Below are 23,755 nucleotides of genomic sequence, written 5' to 3'. Positions count from 1 at the left end.
AAAAAAATGGAAAACACAATACTTTCTGATAAATTCAGTAATTTCAAAAATGAATCAGTAAAGGACTTTCCTGTTTGGATAAATACTCAAGCAAAAGAAGTACCTGAAATATTTAAAAAATATGCGTATCCAATAAACTCATGGCCAGTAATCATTAACAAAGATGTTGCAGCAATGTTAGAGAAACTTTGTGTACAATTACCTAAATTATTACATCAAATTCCTAAACTATATTTTAATAATGATCAGAAAAAAATTGCAGACTATTACTTTTCTGGAAATGCTATGGTAAGTCAATTTGCAATGATATGTCACGAAAAAAATATTGAATCAGGATGCCGATTAGACTTAACATTATCAAAAAAAGGATTTCAAGTACTTGAAATAAATGTAGGTTCGTCAATAGGTGGTTGGCAAGTGCAAAGTTTTGAATCGATTATTAGAAAATTACACCCAGAACTTTCAAATCAAGAAACTCGTAGAAATTATCATTCTGAAAACTCACAAAAATATTACATCAAGTTTTTAGTAGACAAAGTACTTCAACATGTTAAAATTCAAGGAGATGAAGTCAATATTTTCGTGAAAATGGGAAATATAGAAGACAAACAAGTGGAAGCTATAAATCTGGCATTTTTTGATGAAATGCTTAAAAAAGAATTTTCAAAGAGAGGATTACGAGGAGAAGCATTCACTGGAAAACTCAAAGACCTAAAATTAAATCAAGGAAAAATATACCTTGAAAATACAAACATACACGGCATCATTATTCTAAACTTAGAAGGTGAAGAAATTCCACTTGATGTTTTTAGATCGTTCATTTTAGATAATGTGTACCTTCCTGATCATATTGCTAGTGGAATGTATGGAGACAAAAGAAACTTAGGATTACTTCGAGAATTAGCCGAACAAGGTAAATTTTCAACAGAAGATAATCAATTAATACTTCAATCAATTCCTTGGACAGCAAACATAACTGATCGTGAAGTTTTATACAATCAGGAAAAAATTTCAATGCTCAATTTATTAAGAACAAAAAAAGATGAACTAGTCATAAAAGCGGCACAAGGATTTCAAGGAAAAGATGTTTTTATTGGTAAATTCTCTTCTAGCACTGAATGGGAAGAAGCAATTGAAACTGCAATAAAAAATGGACATTTTATAGCGCAAGAATTTAGTGATTCACTTGACTTTTTTGCGCCTAACAAACAACATGATTGGACACCACATAAATTAATTTGGGGCGCATTTGGTTTTGGAGAAACCTATGGAGGTGTTTGGGTACGAATGTCTGAAGTAGCAACTGATGTTGGAGTCATCAATTCAGCTACAGGAGCAGTAGAAGCAATAGTTTATGAATGTGTTTCTTAAAAATAAAAAATGACACACATATACTACACATACATATCAAAAGAAAATCATGACAAATTATTGCAAACATATTTATCAGATTTCTCTGAAAATTTCCAAGAGCGAATATTAAAATACAGACGATGGGAAGATGCTCAATTATCCTTACTAGGACGATTACTATTGCAGCATGGATTAAAAACCATCAATCAAGTTCACATTGAAGAACTCTTAGAATATTCAGCTTATGGTAAGCCGAGGCTAAAAGATCAAAAAATAAAATTCAATATATCGCATTCAGGTAATATTGTCATTTGTGTACTTACTGACACTTCTGAAGTAGGTATTGATATTGAAAAAATGCACACTGTCAATATTGAAGATTTTAAAACACAAATGACAGCAAATGAATGGCAAGGTATTGAGACAACAACAAATAAAACGGAAGCCTTTTTTAAATACTGGACTCAAAAAGAAGCTGTAGTAAAAGCGAACGGAAAAGGATTCTCTATTGCTCTAAATTCATTTGAAATCAAGGAAGACCAAGTTGATATTAATGGAGAAAACTTTTTTTTAAAGGAAATCACTTTGGATACAGCTTACAAATGTTACATTGCATTTAAGGATGAAATAGATAATGAATTAGAGCTTCCAAAAGAAATAGAAATTCAATTATAAAAAATAATATTTTTTTCAGAATGGTCAACTAATATTCAATTATTCAGTACTTACGAATTACTTTTTTCATTAAAACTTCTATTACCAAATAGAGGTTTTTTTTTATGTAATAAATTGAAAATTAAATAGTTAAATTACTATTAAATCAGGTCATTGTCACAGCGGAAGCAATTCAATATAGAAGTTTGGACAGCGAAGGTTGATTGGGATAAACTTTTAATTTGGGCGTAACCTTCGCGAAAAACTCAGGTCGGGCTTTTGCGAGTCGCTTTTTAAAATGAAAACTTCGCTAACCTCAGTTTTCATTTTAAAAGAGCTCCAACAATCGCTCTATCCCTTACGCGAATTGTAACATGCTAGTAAAGTAATTTCACTCATTTCACCAATGCATTCATCACAAAACAGTTAATTTCGTAACAAATCATACATGAATTACCATAAATAAAGAAAACAATTTTGTAACTTCAAATCACTATTTTAATAAAAATGTGATAATGACTAAAATAGCATACTACTTTCAGAAAAAACATCAACTCATTGATAACCAGTCATATTATCTAAAACTTTCCGTTATTATCGGAATTGTGCTAACGATTTTTGTCTACACATTTGATCCGTATGACAATTACTTAGCCATTCCAAAATATGAACTTCCTGTAAAAATCATCCAACTTGGATACGGAATCAACACAGCCTTAGTTATTTACGCATTATATTGGTTGTTCTTTCACAAACTAAAATCTACCAACAAAAAGCGTACTTGGAAAACATATCATCATTGGTTACTACTCGTTGCAATAATGAGTGTTGCAGGATTCTTCGGAACAATTTACCATCGTTTTATGATGGACGTTGGCGAAGTAGCAACCAGTTATTATCTGTTTGTCACCATTCCAAGGTCGATCATGATTAGTGTTCCATTATTCATCATCAGCATATTATTAGATCAATTATATACAAACAAAACGTCTCTTGAAGTTGTTAAAGCAAGTCTGCAAACGATTCATACAGAAGAAAAAATACAATCAGACGAGAAAATCATTCTAAAATCTCCTGTGGTCAATCAATGTATTGAAATAATTCCATCACAAATAGGCTATATAAAAGCATCCGGAAACTATGTAGAAATTTATAGTATTGAAGACAAAAAACCACAACTCTTAAGAGCTTCCTTACATTTCATAGCTGAACGTTTAGCAACATACGATTTCATCATAAAATGTCATCGACAATACTACGTAAACATTCATAAAATAAAAGCGCGCAAAGGAAATTCACAACGTATATTATTAACCTTAAATGGTATGAAAGAGCAAGTTCCTGTCAGCAAAAGTTACACAAAAACAGTACTTCCGTATCTAAAATAAACGATAAACACATACTTCTTCATTCGTCACAAAACAACTTCATTCATCACATTTATTTTCAAACACTTGAAAAACAGGTTATTATTGTGATAAGTTTTAATACGTAAAATCTATAAGTCGTATCAAAAACAATTCTAAAAAAATTTAATAACCACTAAACTTTCAATCATTATGAAAAAAAATGTAACAAAATTAGCTTTAAACAAAAGCGCAATCTCAAAACTCGATCATTTAAAAGGTGGATTGGCAGCAACTCCTATTGCAGCAGGAACAAACATGTGGTCTGGTTGTCATGCTTGTGACTCAGTACGTAGAACTCAATGTAAAGGAGACGCTTGTCCAAACTTTTCAGTTGGTTGTCCAGACAAACCAATGGCAGTAGGAATCTAAAATAATTTACATAACCAATTATAGAATATGAAAAAAAAGAATATAAAAAAACTGTCATTAAACAAAAAAGCAGTATCTAATTTAGACGAAGTTAGCGGAGGTTTAGCAAACGGACCAGTTCCCGTTGGTACACACATACGTTCCGGTTGCCCTGTGTGTACATTGCCAAAAGTAACAGATAATACGTGCATGACAAATTGTATAGTATCTTGTTTCTGGACTTGTGCAGGTACATGTTTCCCATGTTGGTAATTATTTTAACGTATAGTAATCAATAAAAACAATTATTTAAAGCAAGCTTCGGCTTGCTTTTTTGTTTAAAGCTGTAAGTAAGCATTATGAACTCACTAAATGTTTTATTACAACATTAAATAACGAAGATTCTAATTTCTCTTTATTTTTTTCTAACAATCTAACAATCTAACAATCTAACAAATCTAAGTAGTCTAACAAAGTCCAAATCAGTCTAAGGCAGTCTAAACAGAAATAACTATCTTGAACGTTCAACCAAAACATCCTCAACATTGAGAAAAATTAGCTATTTTTTAATGATTTGTATTTTCGTACAATGTCAACCGAACGAAAAAACAGAAAAAGCAGTCACAGAAACCGCAAAAACCAGTGAAACCGTGAAGGTTTCTAATAAAATAACCGCTTTATCTTTAACAGAAGCAAACCGTTTGGCAAACTTGCCATTGCATTGTATGCAAGAAGAATACCCAAACAAACTAAATCAAACCATTGGAAGTGGCGAAGATTTACAATCGCCAAAAACATTGCATCCAGCATTTTACGGTTGTTTTGATTGGCATTCTTCGGTTCACGGACATTGGTCATTAATAACTTTATTGAAGCAATTTCCAAACTTGGAAAATAGTGCTGAAATCAGAGAAAAACTAGCACAAAATATCTCCAAAGAAAATATAGAAACTGAAATCTTATATTTCAAAGGGAAATACAACAAGTCGTTTGAACGCACGTATGGTTGGGCTTGGTTGCTAAAACTAGCAGAAGAATTACACACGTGGAACGATCCGTTAGCACGCGAATTAGAAACAAATTTACAACCACTAACAAAAATTGTTGTGCAAGGATATTTGGACTTTTTACCAAAACTAAACTATCCAATCCGAGTTGGAGAACACACAAATACAGCGTTCGGACTCACATTTGCGTATGATTATGCAAAAACGGTGGAAGACACAACGTTAGCCAGTTTAATAGAAAAGCGAGCAAAAGACTTCTACTTTACAGATGAAAACTGCCCAATATCTTGGGAACCAAGCGGATTCGACTTTCTGTCGCCATGTTTGGAAGAAGCAGACATTATGCGAAGAATCTTGGGAAAAGAGGAATTCAAAACTTGGTTGCACAAATTTTTACCACAACTAGCAAACAAAGACTTTCAATTGGCACAAGGAAAAGTGTCTGATCGCACTGATGGAAAACTCGTCCATTTAGATGGCGTAAACTTCAGTCGTGCTTGGTGTTTATACGGAATCGCGAATCAATTTCCCGAATATGAACACTTGAAAAATGTGGCAAACGAACACATAAACTATTCATTACCAAGCATTGTAGATGATAATTATGAAGGAACACATTGGTTAGGTTCATTTGCTATTTACGCTTTAAATACTGCTGCGAATGTTCAAATGGACTAAAAATATAGGACCAGGAACGTTGGTTGCCGCTGCGTTTATCGGACCAGGAACGGTTACGATGTGTACAAAAGCTGGCGTACAATTTGGCTACAGTTTACTTTGGGCAATGTTGCTCTCCATCATTGCAACAATAGTATTGCAAGAAATGGCGGCGCGCACCGGAATCATTACGCAAAAAGGATTGGCGGAAGTTATCAAAGGACAAATCACAAGTCCATTATTACGAAACTTGGCAATCTTCTTAATTCTTGGAGCAATTGTGATTGGAAATGCTGCGTACGAAGCTGGAAACATTAGCGGTGCGGCTTTGGGAATGCAGGTCTTTGGAGAAGCGAATGCAATGTTATACCCAATTTTAATTGGTGTGATTGCGTTCATTGTACTATTCATAGGAAATTACAAAGTATTGGAACGCAGTTTAGTGACGCTTGTTTTACTGATGAGTATTTCCTTTATAATCACAGCGATTTTGACAAAACCAGATATTATGGCAATCTTAAAAGGAACGTTTGTGCCAACAATTCCTAAAGATAACTTTTTGATTATCATTGGATTAATAGGAACAACGGTTGTTCCGTATAATTTGTTTTTACACGCTTCTTTAGTAAAAGAAAAATGGAAAACGAAAGAAGACTTAGTAATTGCTAGAAAAGATACATTTATCTCTATTATTTTAGGCGGAATTGTCTCTATGGCAATCATTGTCGCAGCAACAGCAACAACTGGCGGCGATATAACGAATGCATTCGATTTGGCAAAAGGATTAGAACCATTATACGGAGAATACGCCAAATACTTACTCGGACTTGGCTTATTTGCAGCAGGAATTACGTCAGCAATAACAGCACCTTTAGCGGCTGCGTATGTTGCAAAAAGTTGTTTTGGGTGGAAAGGAACGTTAAAAGACAACCGATTTCGTGTGGTTTGGGCAATTATCTTAATCTTAGGAGTTGTGTTTTCTTCAATGAAATTTAATCCTGTAGAAGTCATTACGTTTGCACAAGTTGCGAATGGATTATTGTTACCAATTGTTGCAATTTTTCTAGTGTGGATTGTCAATAAGTCCAATGTTTTAGGGAAATACAAGAATACATTATTTCAAAATATCTTAGCAATTTGCATCATTCTCATCACAATTGTTTTAGGAATCAAAGGAATTGTAAGTGTGTTTTAAAGTTGAAAATGTTAATTAATAAAAGTCTAATATCTAGACTCTAGTAGCGAAGCGATCTATAATCTTTACTTAAAATGATACATATCAACTGTGATGTTGGAGAAGGCGTAGACAATGAGGAAATTCTGATGTCGTACATAAACGCGTGCAATATTGCGTGTGGTGGACATGCTGGCGATTCGGAAACGATGCATAAAGTTGTAGCATTGGCGAAAAAATATCAGGTAGAAATTGGCGCGCATCCTTCATATCCTGATCGTGAAAATTTTGGGCGCGTTTCTATGGAAATGTCGGAAGCTGAATTCATCAAAACAATACAAAATCAAATTACTAATTTGGAAGAAATTGTAGCATTGCAAGACGCAAAAATCACACATATAAAACCACACGGCGCATTGTATAATGATGTAGCAAAAAGTGAACAAAAAGTATTACTTTTTCTAAAGGCAATTTCAAAATATAAAGACAAATATAAGCTCTATATTCCGTATAATTCTGTGATTGAAAAAGTAGCATTACAACAAAATTTTCAAGTCTTTTATGAAGCGTTTGCTGATCGGAATTACAATGATGATTTAACACTAGTTTCACGCAAAAAAGATAATGCAATTTCAACCGAAATAGGGGAGATTATTCAGCATGTTTCTATACTGAAAAATGAACAAAAAGTACAGACAATTTCTGGTCAAAAAATTGCATTAAAATCAAATACATTTTGTGTACATTCAGATACGCAAAACGCGATCGAAATTGTACAACAAATCTATACACATTTCAACACGAAAAATAAGGATTCTAAACCAAAATTCCCAACGTATAAACCATACGGAGATTCAGCAATGTTGCTTACTTGGGAAGCAGAAATGACTTCGAAAGTGCTTGATAACGTGTTGGAATTTAAAGATAAAATCACAAAATTTAATATTAAAGTAATAGTTGAGTTAATTCAATCAAATAATTCATTGTTAATAAGTTATGATAATTTAAAAATTGATTTTAAATCACTCCAACATTTGTTGGAACGGCTATTTTTGATAGAAACTGAAAAGCTTCCGCCCGAAACACGGTATTGTTTTAAAATTCCAGTGTGTTATGATGCAGAATTTGGAATCGATCTGGAAGAAATCGCACAAAAAAATGAGCTTACTATTCCTGAAATTATAAAGCTTCATACAACTCCAAAATACCAAGTATTTTCCATTGGGTTTTTACCTGGTTTTTTATACTTAGGCGGATTGGATAAACAACTTCATATCGATCGAAAATCAACACCAAGATTAGAAGTCAAAAAAGGTGCTGTTGGCATTGGTGGAATGCAGACAGGAATTTACCCGAAAACAAGTCCTGGTGGTTGGCAAATTTTAGGCAATTCTCCAATCAATTTTTTTGATGTTTCAAACGAAAAACCATGTTTTGCAAAAGCGGGCGATTTTATAAAATTTGTTCCAATTTCTTTGAATGAATATTATGAAATTTTGGATGCCGTTTCTAGCGGAAATTACGAACTAAAATCGAGTGTAGAATGTTAGAAATTTTGCAAAGCGGATTGTATACGTCCATTCAAGATTTAGGAAGATTTGGATATCGAAATTATGGGGTTCCAGTTTCGGGTGTGATGGACGAATTTCATGCAAAATTGGCGAATCTTATTTTAGGAAATGACCAAAATGCAGCCGTTTTAGAAATGACATTGCAAGGCGCAAGCGTCCATTTTCATGAAGCAACTCAGATTGTAATTTGTGGTGCAGATTTATCGCCAAAGCTAAATAGAAAGCTTCTAAGGCTGAATATTCCAGTAAATGTATCCAAAGGTGACCAACTCGAATTTGGCGCACGAAAATATGGAGTTCGAACGTATTTAGCCGTTAAAGATGGTTTTCAAACAGAAAAAATATTGGGAAGTCGTAGTTTTTATGATGGAATCACAGCAACTTCTAGGATTGCAACAGGTGATTTCGTTCCGTATCTAGCGAAAGCTGAAAAAATACAAGTATCATCAAACATAGGATTTCAGCCAGAATTATTCAATAGTTACGAGATTAACGTTTTTAAAGGTCCAGAATTTGACTTTTTATCTAAACTGCAACAAGAAAAGCTATTAAATACTACATTTTCAGTCGGATTGAATAATAGAATGGCGTTTCAATTGAACGAATTGTTCGCAAATGACTTTCCGTCAATCATTACTTCGGCAGTTTTGCCTGGCACGATTCAATTGACACCTTCGGGAAAATTAATCATTTTGATGAAAGATTGTCAAACTACTGGCGGTTACCCAAGAATATTGCAATTAGACAAAAAAAGTATCAGTATACTTTCGCAAAAGCATACGAGAGATAGTATACACTTTAAGATGCTTTCAATTTTGTAATATCAATTTCGTCAGAAAGTAATTGCATGGCATCTTCTTCACTTAGTTTTCCTAAAATGTCTTGTGTTCCTAGCTTAAAGCTATCGTGATTTAGAAACAAGCGCCATAATGCTCGAATAAATTCGGTGTAGTTAAGTCCATCATTCCACTGAATGTGTTTTTCAGTAAAAGCTTTATCAATATGTGATTGAATAATCAATCGTGATGCACTTTTATTTTTCTCTATTGAGGTCATTTTGGAGGTTTAGATAGTTTTATTTCGTAGAGCGAATGTAGTGTGTTGTTTGGCATTTGACAAGAGGAAAGTCCCTTAAATAAAAGGGGTTTTTCCCCTTTCTCAAGGGAAATACCCTGAGAATTTTTGAGTATTATGTGGTTAAATACCTCAAAATCAATAACTTATATTAAGTTAGTTAAATATCGTGTTTGTAACCGTCTTTGATATGTGGTTCTTTATAAATAACTTGGTAAAATAATAATCAATAATACTATGAGTATGAGTGACTACAAAACCCCTAATGAAAAACTTATTACTAGCCAGCAAGCATCTGAATTGAATGCTTGTTACAAAGAGAAGCAACACAGCGTCTTTGGCACTGAGAATGATCATGATTCCTGTTGTTCGAATTGGTATTCTCTAGAAGATTTGGAAGGCTATATTAATTATGTGAAGCAAAATGCTTTAGAGAAGAAAATTAATGTAGATGGTATTCGATTTTATTTTGGTGTATATCCTGAAAATATGAAAGATAAATCTAAAGCAGGACAAAACACATTGTTTATGTGTCCAACCAAGGCAAGTTCTGAACTATCAAGAGATGAGGAAGCTAACAGTGAAGATGTGACGGAAATTCCTGCTATGAATTTAGGAGATCAAGGAAATCCTCCGCAAAACATTTATGGAAAATAACATTTTAAATTAATGGTAGAATTACGTTTCTTATCAAAATATTTAGTCTTAGCAACAGCCTTTATAGGTTTGTTTTTTTATTTAGTTAATTATACTAAGCACAAGAAGAGACAATTTGCTGAGACTGAATATTTTTTATTATCAGTCTTTATAATGGCTGGATTCGATTTTTTAGGAAGTAAATTCACTTCATGGTTTGGCATATTAAATTATCCTGTCTATAATACATACATAATAACATTTATGCTCTTTTATTATTGGTGGTATTTTAGATTAATAAAACCCAAGTTTAAAAAGAATTTATTAATTGCTTTTGGATTGTTATTTCTTAGCTTTTCACTAGTTAATATATTCTATATTCAAAGTTTTTACACAGGTATACAAAATTTCACATATGCTTTAGGAGTAATCTTTTTAATAATATCAATATGTTTTTATTTCATAGAAATATTTAAAAGCGATATGGTACTTAATATCACTAAATCGACTCATTTTTGGTTTAGTTTAGGAATTTTATTGTTTCATGGAACATTTTTACCGTTTCAAGTTGCATCTGAATTTTTCCTTTTGGGAGATCAAAAGATTTTTAGTACAGTATTGTTTTTCTTGAATTTTGTGATGTGTATTTGTTTTATAATTGGATTTTACACCATGAAAAAGAACTATAACAATCAAATAACTGATATGTAATGGAAAGTTCAAGTATAGAATTAACTGTAATTGTGTCTTCCGCTATTATATTTTTTAGTTCAATTATATTTACAATATTAATATTAATATTGCACAAAAAGAAAACCCAAAAGTTATTGGATTACAGAAAAAATGTAAAACTGTTTAATATATAAGAATAAAAAATCATGCAACCTGAAGATGCTCAAATATTATTAGTTGTTGCAACATCATCTTTGGTGTTGCTTATTTTGTTGATTACGGTTATCATCTTATTCGTATTCTTCCAAAAGCGTAAACTAAAGTTTATTCTAGAACAGAAAGAAGCCGAAAAGCGATATATGGAAGAAATTGCGAAGTCGCAAATCGAAATTCAAGAACAAGCATTGCAAAATATGAGTTGGGAATTGCATGACAATATTGGACAATTATTGTCTGTAGCTCGGATGCATATCAATATTTTAGGAACACAGCTTACAGATGAAAACAAAGAAAAATTAGATGATATTAGCGAAATAGTAGGAAAGAGTTTGCAAGAAATCAGACTGCTATCTAAAACCATGAATACTGAGATTATTCAAAATATGGGATTAGTGAAATCGGTAGAAGTAGAGCTAGATCGTTTTAATAAGTTGAACTTTTTGGAAGCAAAGTTGCATATTTTAGGAGAAAAAAGAACTTTGGATATTAAGGAAGAGATCATTTTGTTCCGTATCATGCAAGAGTTCTTTTCAAATGCAATTAAACATTCCAAAGCAAATAAATTAGAAGTAACCCTTAATTTTAAATCAGACCGATTGCTTGTTTTAGCACAAGATGATGGTGTTGGTTTTGAAGAAGGAGAAATAGAAAAAGGATCAGGATTAATTAATATGAAAAGTCGCGCAGCAATCATAAATACAGAATTTGCTATGAAATCGGCTAAAAATAAAGGAGTTTCCTTAACTTTATCCTATCCCTATAAAAAATAGTATGAAGAAACATTCAGTTGTTATTGTAGATGATCATTTACTCTTTGCAAAATCGTTGCAAGGATTGGTAAATGCATTTGATGAGTTTGAGGTTTTGTACCATGTAAAGAATGGAAGTGAACTGACTAAAAAATTATTAGAGTCTGAAAATGTCCCAGATATTATCTTATTAGATATCAATATGCCTGTAATGAACGGTTTTGAAACGATGGAATGGATCAAAGAAAACCGTCCAAGTATTCAAGTATTGGCACTTTCTATGGACGATCATGAAGAAACTATTATAAGAATGTTACGCTTAGGCGCGAAAGGATATTTACTGAAAGACATTCATCCAGAAATATTTTACAAAGCGTTAAACGAAGTAATTTCTAACGGAATTTACTATTCAGAACGTGTGGCAACTACATTATTAAATACGCTTCACGGCGGAAATGATTCTGAAGTCAAAAACGGAAAAAAGTTAAAAGACACCGAATTGGCGTTCTTAAAATTGGCATGTACAGAAATGACATACAAAGAAATTGCACAACAAATGTGCCTGAGTCCAAAAACAATAGACGGTTATCGCGAATCATTATTCAAACATTTCAAAGTGAAAAGTAGAATTGGTTTGGTATTATATGCTATTCGGAATAAAATGGTGAATAGTAAATGAGAATTGAGTAGTTAGTATTGAGAATTGAGAACTTTTTAGTTTTCATAACTCATAACTCATAACTCATAACTCATAACTCAAAATAAGTCGTTTCAAACGGAACTCTAAACTGAGGTCCATAAACGCCATTTTCAGAACGTACGCCGCAACCAATAATCATATTAATTTCGGCACCGCGAGGAAGTTTTAAAATCTTCTTTACGCGCAAGGTGTCGCTGCCTTCCATCGGACACGTATCATACCCAATTGCTGCCATACTAATCATGAAGTTTTGTGCTGCCAAACCTGCACTTTTGTGTGCTACAATACGTAAATCGCTCAAGCGAACTTGTCGATATACAGGTCTAAATAATCCGATACAATTAAAAACGGCATATTTCAGAAGTCCTAAAATGCCTAGAAATTCAGTATAAATTGACGGAATCAACTTTTGGTAATAATTCAATGCAAATTTTTCTCTTCGCGAATATTCTTCTTTTGCTTTATCGCCATAGACACTTTTAAGAAAACTCACATTTGCTTTCGCACGTTGTTTCCATAAATCTTTTCTGGCAACGACCACGACCAATTGTTTAGCGGTTTTTGCGGCATTTTGATCCAAACAAGCTACCGTTAATTGTTTCAAAACTTTTTCGTCAGTTATATGATAGAATTCCCATAATTGTAAATTACTACTGGTTGGAGCCAACACAGCATTTTGAACACATTGTTTCACTTTTTCCGTGTCAATATCAACGTCTTTATCAAAAACGCGCACTGAGCGTCTGTATTGAATGGCTTCGGTCACTTTTTTTTCTGGAATCATGTTACAAACATAACACTCTTAACGTAAATAAAAAAAGAGAATGCAGTTAGTTACATTCTCTTTTATGTTTAACCTAAAATAATAATAAATTATAATTTAACTGTAGTTGGTCTACTTGGCATGCCTGTATCACAAACGACAGAATACTCACCAAAAAGTGATGCCTATGGTATATGAGACCAACAACCAGCAGTTCCTCCTGGACATGGACCTTCATTGGTTCTCAAAGGTAATGGACATGCTCCAGAACATAAGCATATAGATATGTCTGAATGACAAGACCAACTTGTAAATCCTCCACCAAGAATATTTTCTTTACCTAAAGAACTCACTTTTTCCTTGTTGATGTTTAGTGATTTTAAATTTCTTTTTTTCATAATAAAATTAATGATAATGTAATGCCTACTTTTATGGTATTCGGCTTTCCCATTTCTAGATCGATCTGAGAACAATATTAACCAGCTTTTTGATAGAAAAAAAGGAAGACAACCCTAAATTAAACGAAATAGGACTGTAGATTGTAGTGCTGAAAAGATATATAGCTAAGTTCTTTCAGAATTAAAATTCGCATTAATTAAAGCAACTTATTAAATGCGAAAATTTAAATTAAAACGCTATATATTAGCGGTTTACATAAAAAACAAAAAAAGGTTAGTTCTCTGGTTTTGAAATTAATAACGCTATCAATTATTACTTACTTAGCAAAGTGTATCATAACTTTTTCCTCCGTTAAGATCTACAGTTGTTCTTGATGTTGTACACGAACCAAGATCACACGTTAACCCTTTGGTAAGATCAGGAATGTTTCCACCTAAAATGGAATGTATTTTTAATGTATTTAATTTTGACACATTTTCTTTGTTTAATCTTAACTGCCTGTCTGTTGAAATTTTCTTCATAGTATATTTTTTAGTTAATAGAATATGCTTTATATCAAGCATTTGTTCCTACTCAAACATACTGTAGATTCCGCTATTTTCATAGATTGAATGCCCTATTCTAAACAAATTAGGGCAGTATTTATACTTCTTTATTTAAATTTTTTATATAATAGGAAGGATACAAAGAAGTTTGATTTTTAAAGTGTTTGGTAAACGAATCCGCACTTTTATAACCAACTTCTTGCGCAATGGATTTTATAGAATATGCTCTGAATTGTGTGTCAGATTTTAGACGTTTCAATGTATACTGTATGCGAAGATTGTTGATATATTCATTGAAGCTACTTTCTTTATGTGTATTTATAATTTTTGATAAATAAGTAGCATTTGTTTTTACTTTTTTTGCTACAAATCGCAAATTGCAGTTTTCGTCTAAATAGTGTTCTTGTGCTTCAAATTTTTCCAAACCTTTTAAAATAGACGCTGCTTTTTCATCTGTAATACTTACTACTTTTTTAGTTGTTGTATTGTTTTTTTCTTTTGAAGTATTACTTTTTGCTTCAAGTGCAGAAACTTTTTGAATGAGAGCAGCATACGCAATTTTTTTCTTTTGCTCTTTTTGTTTAAAGAATATGTAACCAAGAATGATCGCAATACATAAAATGGCTAACAGATAATACAAGTATGCTACCTTTTTTTCGTCAGCGAGTTCTTTTTGACTTAACTTTTTTAATGTTTCTAGTTCTTCTTCTTCATTCAAATGATACATCATATCACTCAAATGATGGTGTTTTTGGTTATTTTTTAGTTTTAATTCTTTGTATATATTGAAATAAATAGTTTGATTTATAGAATCTCCTAACTTCTTATAATTAGTCACTAATTGTTTTACCAAATAAATATATTCAAAAGGAATAAATACATCTGTTTCAGCAATTTTTATAGTTTTTTGATTATTAACAACGTGGTTATTTTCAATAGAATTACTAATATCTTTTGTGTTTTCTTTATAAATAATTGCAAACGCTTTTTCTATAGCATCAATAGAAGCTTCATAGTTTTTAAGCACATAATAGCATTGTGCCATATAATAATATACCTCAATATTTCTTTTTGGATCTTTCCGTTGTAAGTTTGAAATAGCTTTTTCAGCTTTTTCTAAATATGCGAGTGAATTTTGAATGTCTTTCTCTTTCTTTAAGAAATGAAAAACCGCATAATACGTATAAAAATAACTTTCAGCTTCGCCATCTTTTGTAAGAATACTTTCTTTCAGTCCTTTATCAAGATACACCAAAGCAGAATCTAATTGGTCTATTTTTAAGAACGTTTCTGCAAGTCCCATAATAATGCTATTCCTTGTATAATCGCTAATAACACTAGAATCCGTAGAAATTTTATATCCTTTTTTATGAAGTTTTAATGCTTCATAGTATTGTTTTGATTTCCGGTGAATTTTTGCAATACTACTTTCCGAAATTACTTCTCCTGAAATATCATTATACTTTTTAGAAATTGCTAATGAGTTATTAAAATCAGTGAGCGCTTTCGAATCTTCCCCATATTGTTCGTACACTTTTCCTCGTAAACTGTATAATTTTCGAAGAACGCTGTCTTGATCTTTTTCTACTAAGTCAATTGCTTTATTTACATGTGAAATAGCATTGGTATATTCTCCTTGTATATCGGCAATGCAACCAAAATAAAAGTAACTTTCTATAAGATCAGGTGTGGATTTTTGTTGTGTTGCGTTTGTATATAATGCGTTCGTATATAATTTTGCTTTTTCAGGATTGTTGTATCTATATTCTCTTATACTATCAATTAATTCCTTAGTACTTATAGTCGCTAAACTATCAGGAATTTCAAAATAATCCTCTTGATCAACAATAATAGTATCCGTATTTGTATTCGTGTTGGTACATGATATAAATAGGAGAAAGAGAAAAATAAACATTTTTTTCATGAATATGGTATAGCGGTTTCAATGTCAAAAGAAGATGACAATATATAAAAATGCATACTGTATAAACACTAATATTCTCTTAAAATGTCTAAGAAACACTAAAAATACTTAAGAAAAAACTTTAAAAATTTCAATTTTCCCTTGTAAGGTGCATATCGAATTGGAATATCGAGCCAAGTTGCTTTGTTTGTAATTGATTTTTGATGGGAAAAAGCATTAAAACTTCCTTTTCCATGATACGAACCAATTCCGCTATTTCCAACACCGCCAAAAGGCATTCGATGGTTCAGAAAATGTGTAACTGTATCATTGATTGCGCCGCCGCCGAACGAATGAGTTTCAATCATGCGATTGGCAAATTTTTTATCTTTCGAAAACACATACAACGCCAATGGTTTTTCATATTTAGCAATAATAGTACTTATATCTTCTAATGTTGAATATACTTGAATTGGTAAAATTGGTCCGAAAATTTCATCTTTCATCGCTTCGCTATCAAACGCAGGTTCATCTAAAATAGTAGGAGCAATGTACAAATCGTCTTTAGTAGTTGTTCCGCCGTGTAAAACATTTTCATCTTTCAACATTGTTGTCAAACGATCAAAATTCTTTTCATTAATGATTCGTGCATAATCTTCAGATACTTCCGGGTTTTCTCCATACATAGTTTTGATTTCTTCAATCAACACTTTTGTAAAATCAAATTTCGCTTGCGCGTGGACAATCAAATAATCAGGCGCAATACAAGTTTGTCCTGCATTCAAAAATTTTCCCCAAACAATGCGTTTTGCGGTTAACTTAAAATCTGAGTGCAAATCGACAATACACGGGTTTTTTCCACCAAGTTCCAACGTTACAGACGTTAAATTTGGCGCAGCCGCTTTTGCTATAATTTTTCCAACATGCACGCTTCCTGTAAAGAAAATATAATCCCAACGCTGGGCGAGTAATTCTTGCGAAATTTCTACGCCACCTTGCACCACTTTTACATGATTCTCATCAAAAACTTCCGAAATAATTTCTTCTACTATTTTTGAAGTGTTCGGAGTCAACTCAGAAGGTTTTAAAACCACTGTATTTCCTGCAGCAACAGCGCCAATTAATGGAGCTAATGCCAATTGATACGGATAATTCCACGGTGCAATAATCAGCGTAGTTCCGTATGGTTCTGAGTGAATTCTATCTTTAGATGGAAAATTTAATAATGCAGGTAACACACGTTTTGGACGCGCCCAAGATTTCATGTTTTTAATTGTCAATTTCAATTCAGAGATCACAATACTTGTCTCAGAAATAACAGCTTCAAATTTTGGTTTCTTAAAATCAGCATACAATGCGTCACAAATATCATTTTCACGTTTTTTGACTTCTTTCAAAAGCTTTTTTAAAACATTTTTTCGATAATAAATATTTTGTGTTCGTCTAGTGTTGAAAAATTCTTTCTGTGCTTGAACAATTTCGGAGCAGTTGTATTCCATGAGAGTTGGTGTATAATCGATTGTGCTAAAATATCAATTTTTGAATCTTTTTCGGGTCAAAACGATAAGTAGTTTCTATTTCAAAATCAACGTATTTTTAGAAGTTCGTTTTATTTCTTCTGTGTTTAACATCATTTTTCTAAATTTCCCTTGAACATACATAGCTGCTTGATCTTGATAATGAGCACTAAACGGATTTCCCGATTGTCCTGTTGGTAAAATACTCATGCTATTTTCAATATCTGAAAAATCAACAATGCGTCGTGTAGAAGGTCCGGCGTACACTTTATATTCGCCAGAATCATTATAATGAAACCCTAAATTGTTAATCACCTCGCGCGTTCCCGTCACTTCGTACGGACCAACATTGAAATACGGACGCAAGGTTTCTACTTGTCCCATTGGATGCTCATGTTCTAACGTATGCACTTTATTCCATGTCCAAGCGTTGATATCGTTGCCCAATTGCGTTTCTAACTTTGCAATAGCTTCTTTGAATGATTGTAATAAAATATCACTTCTCATTTCTTTTTTTTCTGTGGAAACATTATCGTACCAAATTGATTCTTGGTAGAGTAGTGGCGCAGTAAATCGCTTTAAAATGTGTGTATTAAGTAATTGTTCAAATGTTTCTTTCCCTAATTCGTCGGTAAATGTATTTTTTAAATATAGATAGATGAATCGATGGTAAATGGTTGGTGCAATATCTGTAAGTTGATTATCACCATTCCAGTTTTTCAAAATAGAAATAGCTTCTTTTTCTTTGGCAGAAAAATCATTCATTCCAATCACATTTAGTACTTCTTGAATCGCCTGAACATCCGTTTTTGAAGTTACATCAAGCGTCATATTCATCATGTCTTCTTTTGTCCATTTGTCATTTGATTCAATCAATTCCACAATGCGTTTTGCTCTATTTTCGGGTAAATAATAGCCTGGATATAAACTTCCATTAATACTATCTGGTTGATTATTGGCAGAATGCACATAATTCCACGGCGGATTTACCGCGCTCGGATTCTCGGAAGCTTCCATAAAACGTATTGGTTCATCTTTACCAGAAGTTCCATCCAAAATTAATTTCGAATTGACATGTTTTGGACGTTCAATAAGTTGTCCAACCGCATACCAACCAATATTATTTTCTGCATCGCCATACATAATATTTAAACCTGGCGCATGAATTTTTGGTACAGCTTTTTCAAATGCTGCCTGATTCCGCGCATGCGACATTTCATAACAAGCTTCTAATAATCTATTTTTTCGTTGTGTATAAATCCAAGACATTGCAACTGGTTGTTCAAAATCGATTCCGTCTGCAATATCGTTCAAAATTGGTCCGTGATTTGTTCGTTTTACAGTTATAGTAACATCTTCGCCATCTTTCACTTTAATGGTTTTTGTGATGGTTGTTTCTGTCGAATTGTTTCGTTCCCAATAAAAATCGATATCATCATTCTCAAACATCGTCATTCCGTACGCAATTTTTCTGTTGTGACCTAGTAACGGAAAAGGAGTTCCAGCCAAGTGATAGCCGTACATTTCATAGGTTGGCGTGTGTATATGCGCTTCATACCAAACCGAAGGTTGCGAAAATCCAATATGCGGATCGTTCGCAAAAAGCACTTTTCCTGTCGCCGTTTTTTGTGGCGCCAAAACCCAACTATTACTTCCAATAAACTGCGGAATTGGCAACGGACGCAATGCATTATCAATTGCAGTGACAAGTGTATTTTTAACTTTTAAAGTATCTTTTGCAGGATAATTTTTTAATAATGAAGTTTTCGGATTTACATGAACGCCTAAATCTTTTAGATATTCATTGCCTAATTTCTGTTGAATGCTTGTCAGAAGTGGATCTGTTTTGTGTGCCATCGCGAAGCTAAAAGCCATATAACCAAAGATATTGTGAATGTCTTTGATGGTAAATTCGGTTTTGTCAATTCCTGTTAGGTAGAATTCAATTGGCGTTGCGCCATGTTCTATAAATTGATTGATTCCGTCAATATACGCTTGCGCGAGTTTGTAGCTTTGTGAATTTTTATCGAGTTCCTGCACGGTTTGTTCCGAAGCTTCATCTATGCCAAGTGCGACAAAAAGACGATCTGTTACCAATACTTTTTCGCCAAATACTTCTGATAATCTTCCTGGTGCAATTCTACGAATGAGTTCCATTTGCCACAAACGATCTTGCGCATGTACAAAACCTAGTGCAGTAAATGCATCGGCTTCATTTTCGGCATATATGTGTGGAATTCCGTAGTCATCGTAATGAATAGAAACTTCTTCTTGAAGATTTTCAATATCGAATGTTCCGTCGTAGGTTGGTAATAGTGTTCTATAAAATATGAATCCGACAATGACAATAATAAGTACTAGGATTCCAATAATTTTAGCAGCTTTCTTCACAAATATGTGTTTTTTTTAAAACTACAAAAATTTATTTAAAATACAATTTTAGAGATTAGGGAAAATCACTAGGTAACTAAATATTATTGGCAACTTCCGCCTCTACACGTAGCAGTTTCACAAACATAATTACCATTACTATATACGCAACACTCAGAACCATTTTGGTCGCAACCAGGCGGTTTTCCTCCTAAAATGTTTCTTTGTTCTGATTTACTTAAGGCAGCGCCTAACTTTAAAATGTTTTTTAACATAATTTTATTTTTATAATTTATAATCAATAAAGTTAAAAAATATAGTGTAGAAAACTTTACTTGAATACTATATTTTTTAAATTTCTGGGTTTGGTTTCTATTTTTTTATTCCACATATATTACATTCTCCTTTTTTTATTTCACGTTTTAGGTAGTATATGCTGTGATAATCAAGCAATCATTTAAGGAATACTCATATTTTAATCATTAAAAGTTTGTCAGACAAACATATATGTATATATTTGGTAAACCAATCTGGTTAACCAATTTGTATTTAATTCATTAATTGTAAATTATACTCCTTAATAGGACATTATAATACAGACACATTATATAATAAATCAATTTAACAACATAGAATTATGATAAAACGCTTCATTTATGTACTAACACTATCTTTTTTAATATGCTCTTGTCAAGGAGATTCAGATACTCAAAGTGATTCAAATAGTTCATTGGTTACTAATATAACAGAGTTAACGAATGCTATTAAAGAAGCAAAACCAGGTACTACGATTGTTCTTAAAAATGGTGTTTGGAAAGATATTCAAGTAGAATTTAGAGGAAAAGGAACGAAAGAAAGTCCAATTACCATAAAACCAGAAACCGTTGGGAAAGTCACTATTGAAGGTGAATCTGATCTAAAATTTGGAGGCGAATTTCTAATTGTAGAAGGCTTACATTTTAAAAACGGGTTTTCACCATCTAACGCAGTCATAGACTTTAAAATAAGCAATAAAGATGCAGCTGATGAAATAGCTAACAATTGCAAAGTGACCAATTGTGTTATTGAAGACTTTAACAAACCTAAACGCGATAACAGCGATTTATGGGTAAATTTCTGGGGAAGACACAACGAATTAAGCAACTGCTATATTGCTGGGAAAACAAACCGCGGACCAACGGTTAGAGTTAATATTTCAGGAATAGAAAGTATAAATAATTATCATCAAATTGTAAACAATCATTTTGGACCAAGACCTGTAAAAGGTGGCCCGAGTGGCGAAACTATTCAATTGGGTGATAGTTACACATCTATGTCGCCAAGTCATACTATGGTTGCAAATAACTTGTTTGAAGAGTGTAATGGTGAAGTTGAAATAATTTCAAGTAAGACAAATTTTAACGAATTTAAAAACAATGTATTTTATAAAAGTGAAGGTTCGTTAGTAACGCGTCACGGGAATTATGTGACTATTGATGGAAATTATTTTATTGGTGATGGCGTAAACGAAAATTATGGCGGAATTAGAATCATCAACACAGGACATTGGGTTGTAAATAACTATTTCTATGGTTTAAAAGGAAAAAGTTTCAGAAGTCCGTTGGCAGTAATGAACGGAATTCCGAAATCGCCATTAAATCGTTATAACCAAGTAACAGATGTCGTTGTAGCGTATAACACCTATGTAAATTGTAGTTCGCCTTGGCAATTTGGCGTTGGAACAAATATTGCGCAAGCTGATGTATTACCAAAATCTGAAATTCGCTCGGCAAGAGCAATTAGAACAACGGTTGCTAACAATATCATTTATAATGAAAAAGGACTAGAATCTATTGTTGTTGAAAACGATAAAGCTGACGGCGTGATGTTTAAGAACAATATTGTAGACAATCAAGGTGTAAAATTTAACGACTTTAATGGCGGAATTACTGAAGCGTCTTTAACGTTGAAAAAAGTATCAGACAATATTATGCTTCCAACAGGAATTCCAAGCAACGTAGAAGCGTATAATGGTTTTGATTTTAATACGATTGAAAACGATTTATTTGGTACATCAAGAAAAGATACTAAAAGTATTGGCGCAGTTATCGGTGTCGATGTTTCCAATCCGAATATTCTGGACAAATCTAAATATGGGACAACTTGGTTTTCAAACGAAGTTGAAGCGAAAGATCCAATTACGCATACGGTAACAAAAGCAGAAGACTTACAAACTAAAATAAATGAAGCAACTACGGGTGATATTATCGCTTTGGCGGAAGGTATATATGCTGTAAACAAATCATTAGTAATCACTAAAACGCTTACGATTCAATCTAGCGGAAACGCAAAAGCACAACTTGTTTTTTCTGGAGAAGCTAACATGCCGTTATTTTCATTAGAATCGAAAGGAAAGTTAACCGTAAATAATCTAGTTTTAAAAGGAAATGCTTCAAACTATGCATTTGCAAGTTTAAAAGAAAACATGTCTAATCATTTTGGATTAACAGTTTCAAATACTGAAATCAGTGACTTTGGGTATGTGTTAAAAGCATATAAAGAATCGTTTGCGGAGCGAATTACTTTTGAAAATACTTCAATCGCTAATTGTGAAAACGGAATAGAATTATCAGAAGAAACAAACGATAAAGGAGATTATAACACAGAATATTTAACCATAAATACCTGTAATTTCAATAATGTGAAAGCTAATGTAATTGATTATTATAGAGGTGGTTATGATGAATCTACAATTGGTGGAAACCTTTTAATAACGAATAGTACATTCACAAATTGTGGCGCAAAAGAGAAAAACAAAACGCTATTAAATCATACAGGAATTGTAAATGTAAATATCACTAAAAACACTTTCAAAAATAACAAAGTTCAATTTGTGTCCATATTATGGGGAGCAAAAAATAATGTAGCATCTGAAAATAAAATAACGAATTCAGGGCAACTAAAAACGGAAGAAAACCTCAAAATGAAATTGATGTATTAATACTTCAAATAATCAATTAATGAAATTTTCAATGAAAAAAGCAATATCCGTAATAGCAATACTTTTAGTAATAGTTGCGTGTAAAAATAATGGTAAAACTTCTGTAGATTCAACTACTCAAAGTGAAAATATTATAAAATATCCAAGCGATGTAATTCCTTTTATGGATGAATGGAAAATTCTTTTAGGAGATGGTTCTCGTTCTGAAGAATTAATCGGTTATGAAAAAGAAGATTTTTTCTATGTTTCAACTGAGAATGAAACGGATTGGGTAGTGTATAAAACGCCAAACTCTGGTATTACCTCAAAAACTTCAAGTAATACGAGAACAGAATTAGGACAAAAATTACATTGGATTCCAGAAGATGGAGGCAAACTAACAGGAACACTAAAAGTACAGCACGTTTCTACTTCTGGCGATGCAACTATTTCCTCTTCGTACTCGGTTGTCATTGGGCAAATTCATAGTGATGAAGGACATGAAAACGAACCTTTAAAAATATTTTATAAAAAATTCCCTGGACACACGAAAGGATCCGTTTTTTGGAATTATGAAATTAATACCGAAGGAGATAATTCCGGAAGATGGGATTTTTCAACAGCAGTTTGGGGTCATGATTTTTCAGTTGTTGGGACAGATGCAAATACGTATCCAGAAGAACCTAAAAACGGTATTGAATTAGGCGAAGAGTTTAGTTACGAAGTAAATGTCTACAAAGGGATCATGTATCTCACATTTACAAGTGAAAGTCACGAAACTATAAGGTTTACAAAGAACTTATTGAAATCAGACTTTGCTACAAAAGCACAAATTCCTCAGCAGATTATTGACGTGTATGCATCTAGACGAACTGTTGGTGTAGAAAGAGAAATTGCATATGCTGGCGAAATAAATTATTTTAAACAAGGTGCTTATAATCAGGCTAACGGGAAGACTACGAAATCAGAAACGTATGATGGCGATATAGCAAAGCAATATGCAAATGGAAGCTATGCAGAAGTTTGGTTTAAAGAAGCAACCGTAGGAGAAGGCACAATTCCTAAAAATTAAAACA

The 23,755-nt window shown here is 32.6% G+C and carries 23 protein-coding genes; 15 read left to right on the top strand and 8 right to left on the bottom strand.

Annotation, left to right across the window (positions count from 1 at the left end):
- The first annotated feature begins 6 nt into the window (after positions 1-6).
- From IMCC3317_RS03565 to IMCC3317_RS03520, 9 genes are all read left to right on the top strand, one after another.
- Positions 7-1,371, top strand: a complete 1,365-nt coding sequence (locus tag IMCC3317_RS03565; protein WP_160128133.1) for a hypothetical protein — start codon at positions 7-9, stop codon at positions 1,369-1,371.
- A gap of 9 nt (positions 1,372-1,380) precedes the next feature.
- Entirely contained in the window at positions 1,381-2,028 is a 648-nt protein-coding gene (locus tag IMCC3317_RS03560; RefSeq protein WP_160128132.1) for a 4'-phosphopantetheinyl transferase family protein, read from the top strand.
- 494 nt (positions 2,029-2,522) lie between these two features.
- Positions 2,523-3,395, top strand: coding sequence for a LytTR family DNA-binding domain-containing protein (locus tag IMCC3317_RS03555; RefSeq protein WP_160128131.1), 873 nt, complete (start codon positions 2,523-2,525; stop codon positions 3,393-3,395).
- A gap of 171 nt (positions 3,396-3,566) precedes the next feature.
- Positions 3,567-3,785: a hypothetical protein gene (locus tag IMCC3317_RS03550; protein ID WP_160128130.1), complete on the top strand. Its 219-nt coding sequence runs from the start codon at positions 3,567-3,569 to the stop codon at positions 3,783-3,785.
- A 27-nt stretch (positions 3,786-3,812) separates the two neighbouring features.
- On the top strand, positions 3,813-4,037 hold the full coding sequence (locus IMCC3317_RS03545; RefSeq protein WP_160128129.1) for a hypothetical protein: 225 nt from the start codon (positions 3,813-3,815) through the stop codon (positions 4,035-4,037).
- Positions 4,038-4,333: 296 nt separating this feature from the next.
- Positions 4,334-5,449, top strand: coding sequence for a DUF2891 domain-containing protein (locus IMCC3317_RS03540; protein WP_160128128.1), 1,116 nt, complete (start codon positions 4,334-4,336; stop codon positions 5,447-5,449).
- The gene (locus IMCC3317_RS03535; RefSeq protein ID WP_160128127.1) at positions 5,433-6,623 is read left to right on the top strand and encodes an Nramp family divalent metal transporter; all 1,191 of its coding nucleotides are present in this window, start codon (positions 5,433-5,435) and stop codon (positions 6,621-6,623) included. The genes IMCC3317_RS03540 and IMCC3317_RS03535 overlap by 17 nt, the downstream gene beginning before the upstream one ends.
- Positions 6,624-6,697: 74 nt before the next feature.
- A complete protein-coding gene (pxpB, locus tag IMCC3317_RS23645; RefSeq protein ID WP_228054943.1) occupies positions 6,698-8,152 on the top strand; it encodes a 5-oxoprolinase subunit PxpB in 1,455 nt (484 codons plus the stop codon).
- The gene (locus tag IMCC3317_RS03520) at positions 8,146-8,994 is read left to right on the top strand and encodes a 5-oxoprolinase subunit C family protein (RefSeq protein WP_160128126.1); all 849 of its coding nucleotides are present in this window, start codon (positions 8,146-8,148) and stop codon (positions 8,992-8,994) included. Before pxpB ends, IMCC3317_RS03520 begins: the two co-directional genes overlap by 7 nt.
- Here IMCC3317_RS03520 and IMCC3317_RS03515 read toward each other — a convergent pair.
- Positions 8,972-9,229: a hypothetical protein gene (locus tag IMCC3317_RS03515; protein WP_160128125.1), complete on the bottom strand. Its 258-nt coding sequence runs from the start codon at positions 9,227-9,229 to the stop codon at positions 8,972-8,974. The genes IMCC3317_RS03520 and IMCC3317_RS03515 overlap by 23 nt on opposite strands.
- Positions 9,230-9,484: 255 nt before the next feature.
- Here IMCC3317_RS03515 and IMCC3317_RS03510 point away from each other — a divergent pair, with 255 nt between their 5' ends.
- The 4 genes from IMCC3317_RS03510 (at position 9,485) to IMCC3317_RS03495 (ending at position 12,202) form a co-directional block, all read left to right on the top strand.
- A complete protein-coding gene (locus IMCC3317_RS03510) occupies positions 9,485-9,904 on the top strand; it encodes a hypothetical protein (RefSeq protein WP_160128124.1) in 420 nt (139 codons plus the stop codon).
- A 12-nt stretch (positions 9,905-9,916) separates the two neighbouring features.
- On the top strand, positions 9,917-10,594 hold the full coding sequence (locus tag IMCC3317_RS03505) for a hypothetical protein (protein WP_160128123.1): 678 nt from the start codon (positions 9,917-9,919) through the stop codon (positions 10,592-10,594).
- A gap of 167 nt (positions 10,595-10,761) precedes the next feature.
- Positions 10,762-11,544 (top strand): sensor histidine kinase, encoded by a 783-nt coding sequence (locus IMCC3317_RS03500; RefSeq protein ID WP_160128122.1) that lies wholly within the window; start codon positions 10,762-10,764, stop codon positions 11,542-11,544.
- A 1-nt stretch (position 11,545) separates the two neighbouring features.
- Positions 11,546-12,202, top strand: a complete 657-nt coding sequence (locus IMCC3317_RS03495) for a response regulator (RefSeq protein ID WP_160128121.1) — start codon at positions 11,546-11,548, stop codon at positions 12,200-12,202.
- A gap of 70 nt (positions 12,203-12,272) precedes the next feature.
- On the opposite strand, the gene IMCC3317_RS03490 is transcribed toward IMCC3317_RS03495, so the two are convergent.
- The 7 genes from IMCC3317_RS03490 to IMCC3317_RS03460 form a co-directional block, all read right to left on the bottom strand.
- Positions 12,273-13,007 carry a nitroreductase family protein gene (locus tag IMCC3317_RS03490; protein WP_160128120.1) on the bottom strand — a complete coding sequence of 245 codons (735 nt, stop codon included), beginning with the start codon at positions 13,005-13,007 and terminating at the stop codon, positions 12,273-12,275.
- A 164-nt stretch (positions 13,008-13,171) separates the two neighbouring features.
- Positions 13,172-13,384, bottom strand: a complete 213-nt coding sequence (locus IMCC3317_RS03485; protein WP_160128119.1) for a hypothetical protein — start codon at positions 13,382-13,384, stop codon at positions 13,172-13,174.
- A gap of 321 nt (positions 13,385-13,705) precedes the next feature.
- A complete protein-coding gene (locus IMCC3317_RS03480) occupies positions 13,706-13,906 on the bottom strand; it encodes a class I lanthipeptide (protein ID WP_160128118.1) in 201 nt (66 codons plus the stop codon).
- A gap of 121 nt (positions 13,907-14,027) precedes the next feature.
- On the bottom strand, positions 14,028-15,845 hold the full coding sequence (locus IMCC3317_RS03475) for a helix-turn-helix domain-containing protein (RefSeq protein WP_160128117.1): 1,818 nt from the start codon (positions 15,843-15,845) through the stop codon (positions 14,028-14,030).
- 107 nt (positions 15,846-15,952) lie between these two features.
- Positions 15,953-17,332 carry an aldehyde dehydrogenase gene (locus IMCC3317_RS03470; protein WP_160128116.1) on the bottom strand — a complete coding sequence of 460 codons (1,380 nt, stop codon included), beginning with the start codon at positions 17,330-17,332 and terminating at the stop codon, positions 15,953-15,955.
- A 75-nt stretch (positions 17,333-17,407) separates the two neighbouring features.
- The gene (locus tag IMCC3317_RS03465) at positions 17,408-19,741 is read right to left on the bottom strand and encodes a penicillin acylase family protein (RefSeq protein ID WP_160128115.1); all 2,334 of its coding nucleotides are present in this window, start codon (positions 19,739-19,741) and stop codon (positions 17,408-17,410) included.
- A gap of 83 nt (positions 19,742-19,824) precedes the next feature.
- Complete coding sequence (locus tag IMCC3317_RS03460; RefSeq protein WP_160128114.1) at positions 19,825-19,995, bottom strand: hypothetical protein; 171 nt, start codon at positions 19,993-19,995, stop codon at positions 19,825-19,827.
- 362 nt (positions 19,996-20,357) lie between these two features.
- On the opposite strand from IMCC3317_RS03460, the gene IMCC3317_RS03455 reads away from it, so the two are divergent.
- Positions 20,358-22,700 (top strand): chondroitinase-B domain-containing protein, encoded by a 2,343-nt coding sequence (locus IMCC3317_RS03455; protein ID WP_228054941.1) that lies wholly within the window; start codon positions 20,358-20,360, stop codon positions 22,698-22,700.
- A 31-nt stretch (positions 22,701-22,731) separates the two neighbouring features.
- Positions 22,732-23,751 carry a polysaccharide lyase family 7 protein gene (locus IMCC3317_RS03450; RefSeq protein ID WP_160128113.1) on the top strand — a complete coding sequence of 340 codons (1,020 nt, stop codon included), beginning with the start codon at positions 22,732-22,734 and terminating at the stop codon, positions 23,749-23,751.
- Positions 23,752-23,755: the final 4 nt, after the last annotated feature.

Origin of the sequence: Kordia antarctica (genome assembly GCF_009901525.1) — a bacterium.
Classification (GTDB): domain Bacteria; phylum Bacteroidota; class Bacteroidia; order Flavobacteriales; family Flavobacteriaceae; genus Kordia; species Kordia antarctica.
Note: the sequence above shows the minus strand (reverse complement) of the source record. Positions and strands in the feature narration are given on the sequence as shown.

Coding starts and splice junctions, on each gene's coding strand:
- IMCC3317_RS03565 (WP_160128133.1), top strand. CDS start 7: ATGGAAAACACAATACTTTCTGATAAATTCAGTAATTTCAAAAATGAA.
- IMCC3317_RS03560 (WP_160128132.1), top strand. CDS start 1,381: ATGACACACATATACTACACATACATATCAAAAGAAAATCATGACAAA.
- IMCC3317_RS03555 (WP_160128131.1), top strand. CDS start 2,523: ATGACTAAAATAGCATACTACTTTCAGAAAAAACATCAACTCATTGAT.
- IMCC3317_RS03550 (WP_160128130.1), top strand. CDS start 3,567: ATGAAAAAAAATGTAACAAAATTAGCTTTAAACAAAAGCGCAATCTCA.
- IMCC3317_RS03545 (WP_160128129.1), top strand. CDS start 3,813: ATGAAAAAAAAGAATATAAAAAAACTGTCATTAAACAAAAAAGCAGTA.
- IMCC3317_RS03540 (WP_160128128.1), top strand. CDS start 4,334: ATGATTTGTATTTTCGTACAATGTCAACCGAACGAAAAAACAGAAAAA.
- IMCC3317_RS03535 (WP_160128127.1), top strand. CDS start 5,433: ATGTTCAAATGGACTAAAAATATAGGACCAGGAACGTTGGTTGCCGCT.
- pxpB (WP_228054943.1), top strand. CDS start 6,698: ATGATACATATCAACTGTGATGTTGGAGAAGGCGTAGACAATGAGGAA.
- IMCC3317_RS03520 (WP_160128126.1), top strand. CDS start 8,146: ATGTTAGAAATTTTGCAAAGCGGATTGTATACGTCCATTCAAGATTTA.
- IMCC3317_RS03515 (WP_160128125.1), bottom strand. CDS start 9,229: ATGACCTCAATAGAGAAAAATAAAAGTGCATCACGATTGATTATTCAA.
- IMCC3317_RS03510 (WP_160128124.1), top strand. CDS start 9,485: ATGAGTATGAGTGACTACAAAACCCCTAATGAAAAACTTATTACTAGC.
- IMCC3317_RS03505 (WP_160128123.1), top strand. CDS start 9,917: ATGGTAGAATTACGTTTCTTATCAAAATATTTAGTCTTAGCAACAGCC.
- IMCC3317_RS03500 (WP_160128122.1), top strand. CDS start 10,762: ATGCAACCTGAAGATGCTCAAATATTATTAGTTGTTGCAACATCATCT.
- IMCC3317_RS03495 (WP_160128121.1), top strand. CDS start 11,546: ATGAAGAAACATTCAGTTGTTATTGTAGATGATCATTTACTCTTTGCA.
- IMCC3317_RS03490 (WP_160128120.1), bottom strand. CDS start 13,007: ATGATTCCAGAAAAAAAAGTGACCGAAGCCATTCAATACAGACGCTCA.
- IMCC3317_RS03485 (WP_160128119.1), bottom strand. CDS start 13,384: ATGAAAAAAAGAAATTTAAAATCACTAAACATCAACAAGGAAAAAGTG.
- IMCC3317_RS03480 (WP_160128118.1), bottom strand. CDS start 13,906: ATGAAGAAAATTTCAACAGACAGGCAGTTAAGATTAAACAAAGAAAAT.
- IMCC3317_RS03475 (WP_160128117.1), bottom strand. CDS start 15,845: ATGTTTATTTTTCTCTTTCTCCTATTTATATCATGTACCAACACGAAT.
- IMCC3317_RS03470 (WP_160128116.1), bottom strand. CDS start 17,332: ATGGAATACAACTGCTCCGAAATTGTTCAAGCACAGAAAGAATTTTTC.
- IMCC3317_RS03460 (WP_160128114.1), bottom strand. CDS start 19,995: ATGTTAAAAAACATTTTAAAGTTAGGCGCTGCCTTAAGTAAATCAGAA.
- IMCC3317_RS03455 (WP_228054941.1), top strand. CDS start 20,358: ATGATAAAACGCTTCATTTATGTACTAACACTATCTTTTTTAATATGC.
- IMCC3317_RS03450 (WP_160128113.1), top strand. CDS start 22,732: ATGAAAAAAGCAATATCCGTAATAGCAATACTTTTAGTAATAGTTGCG.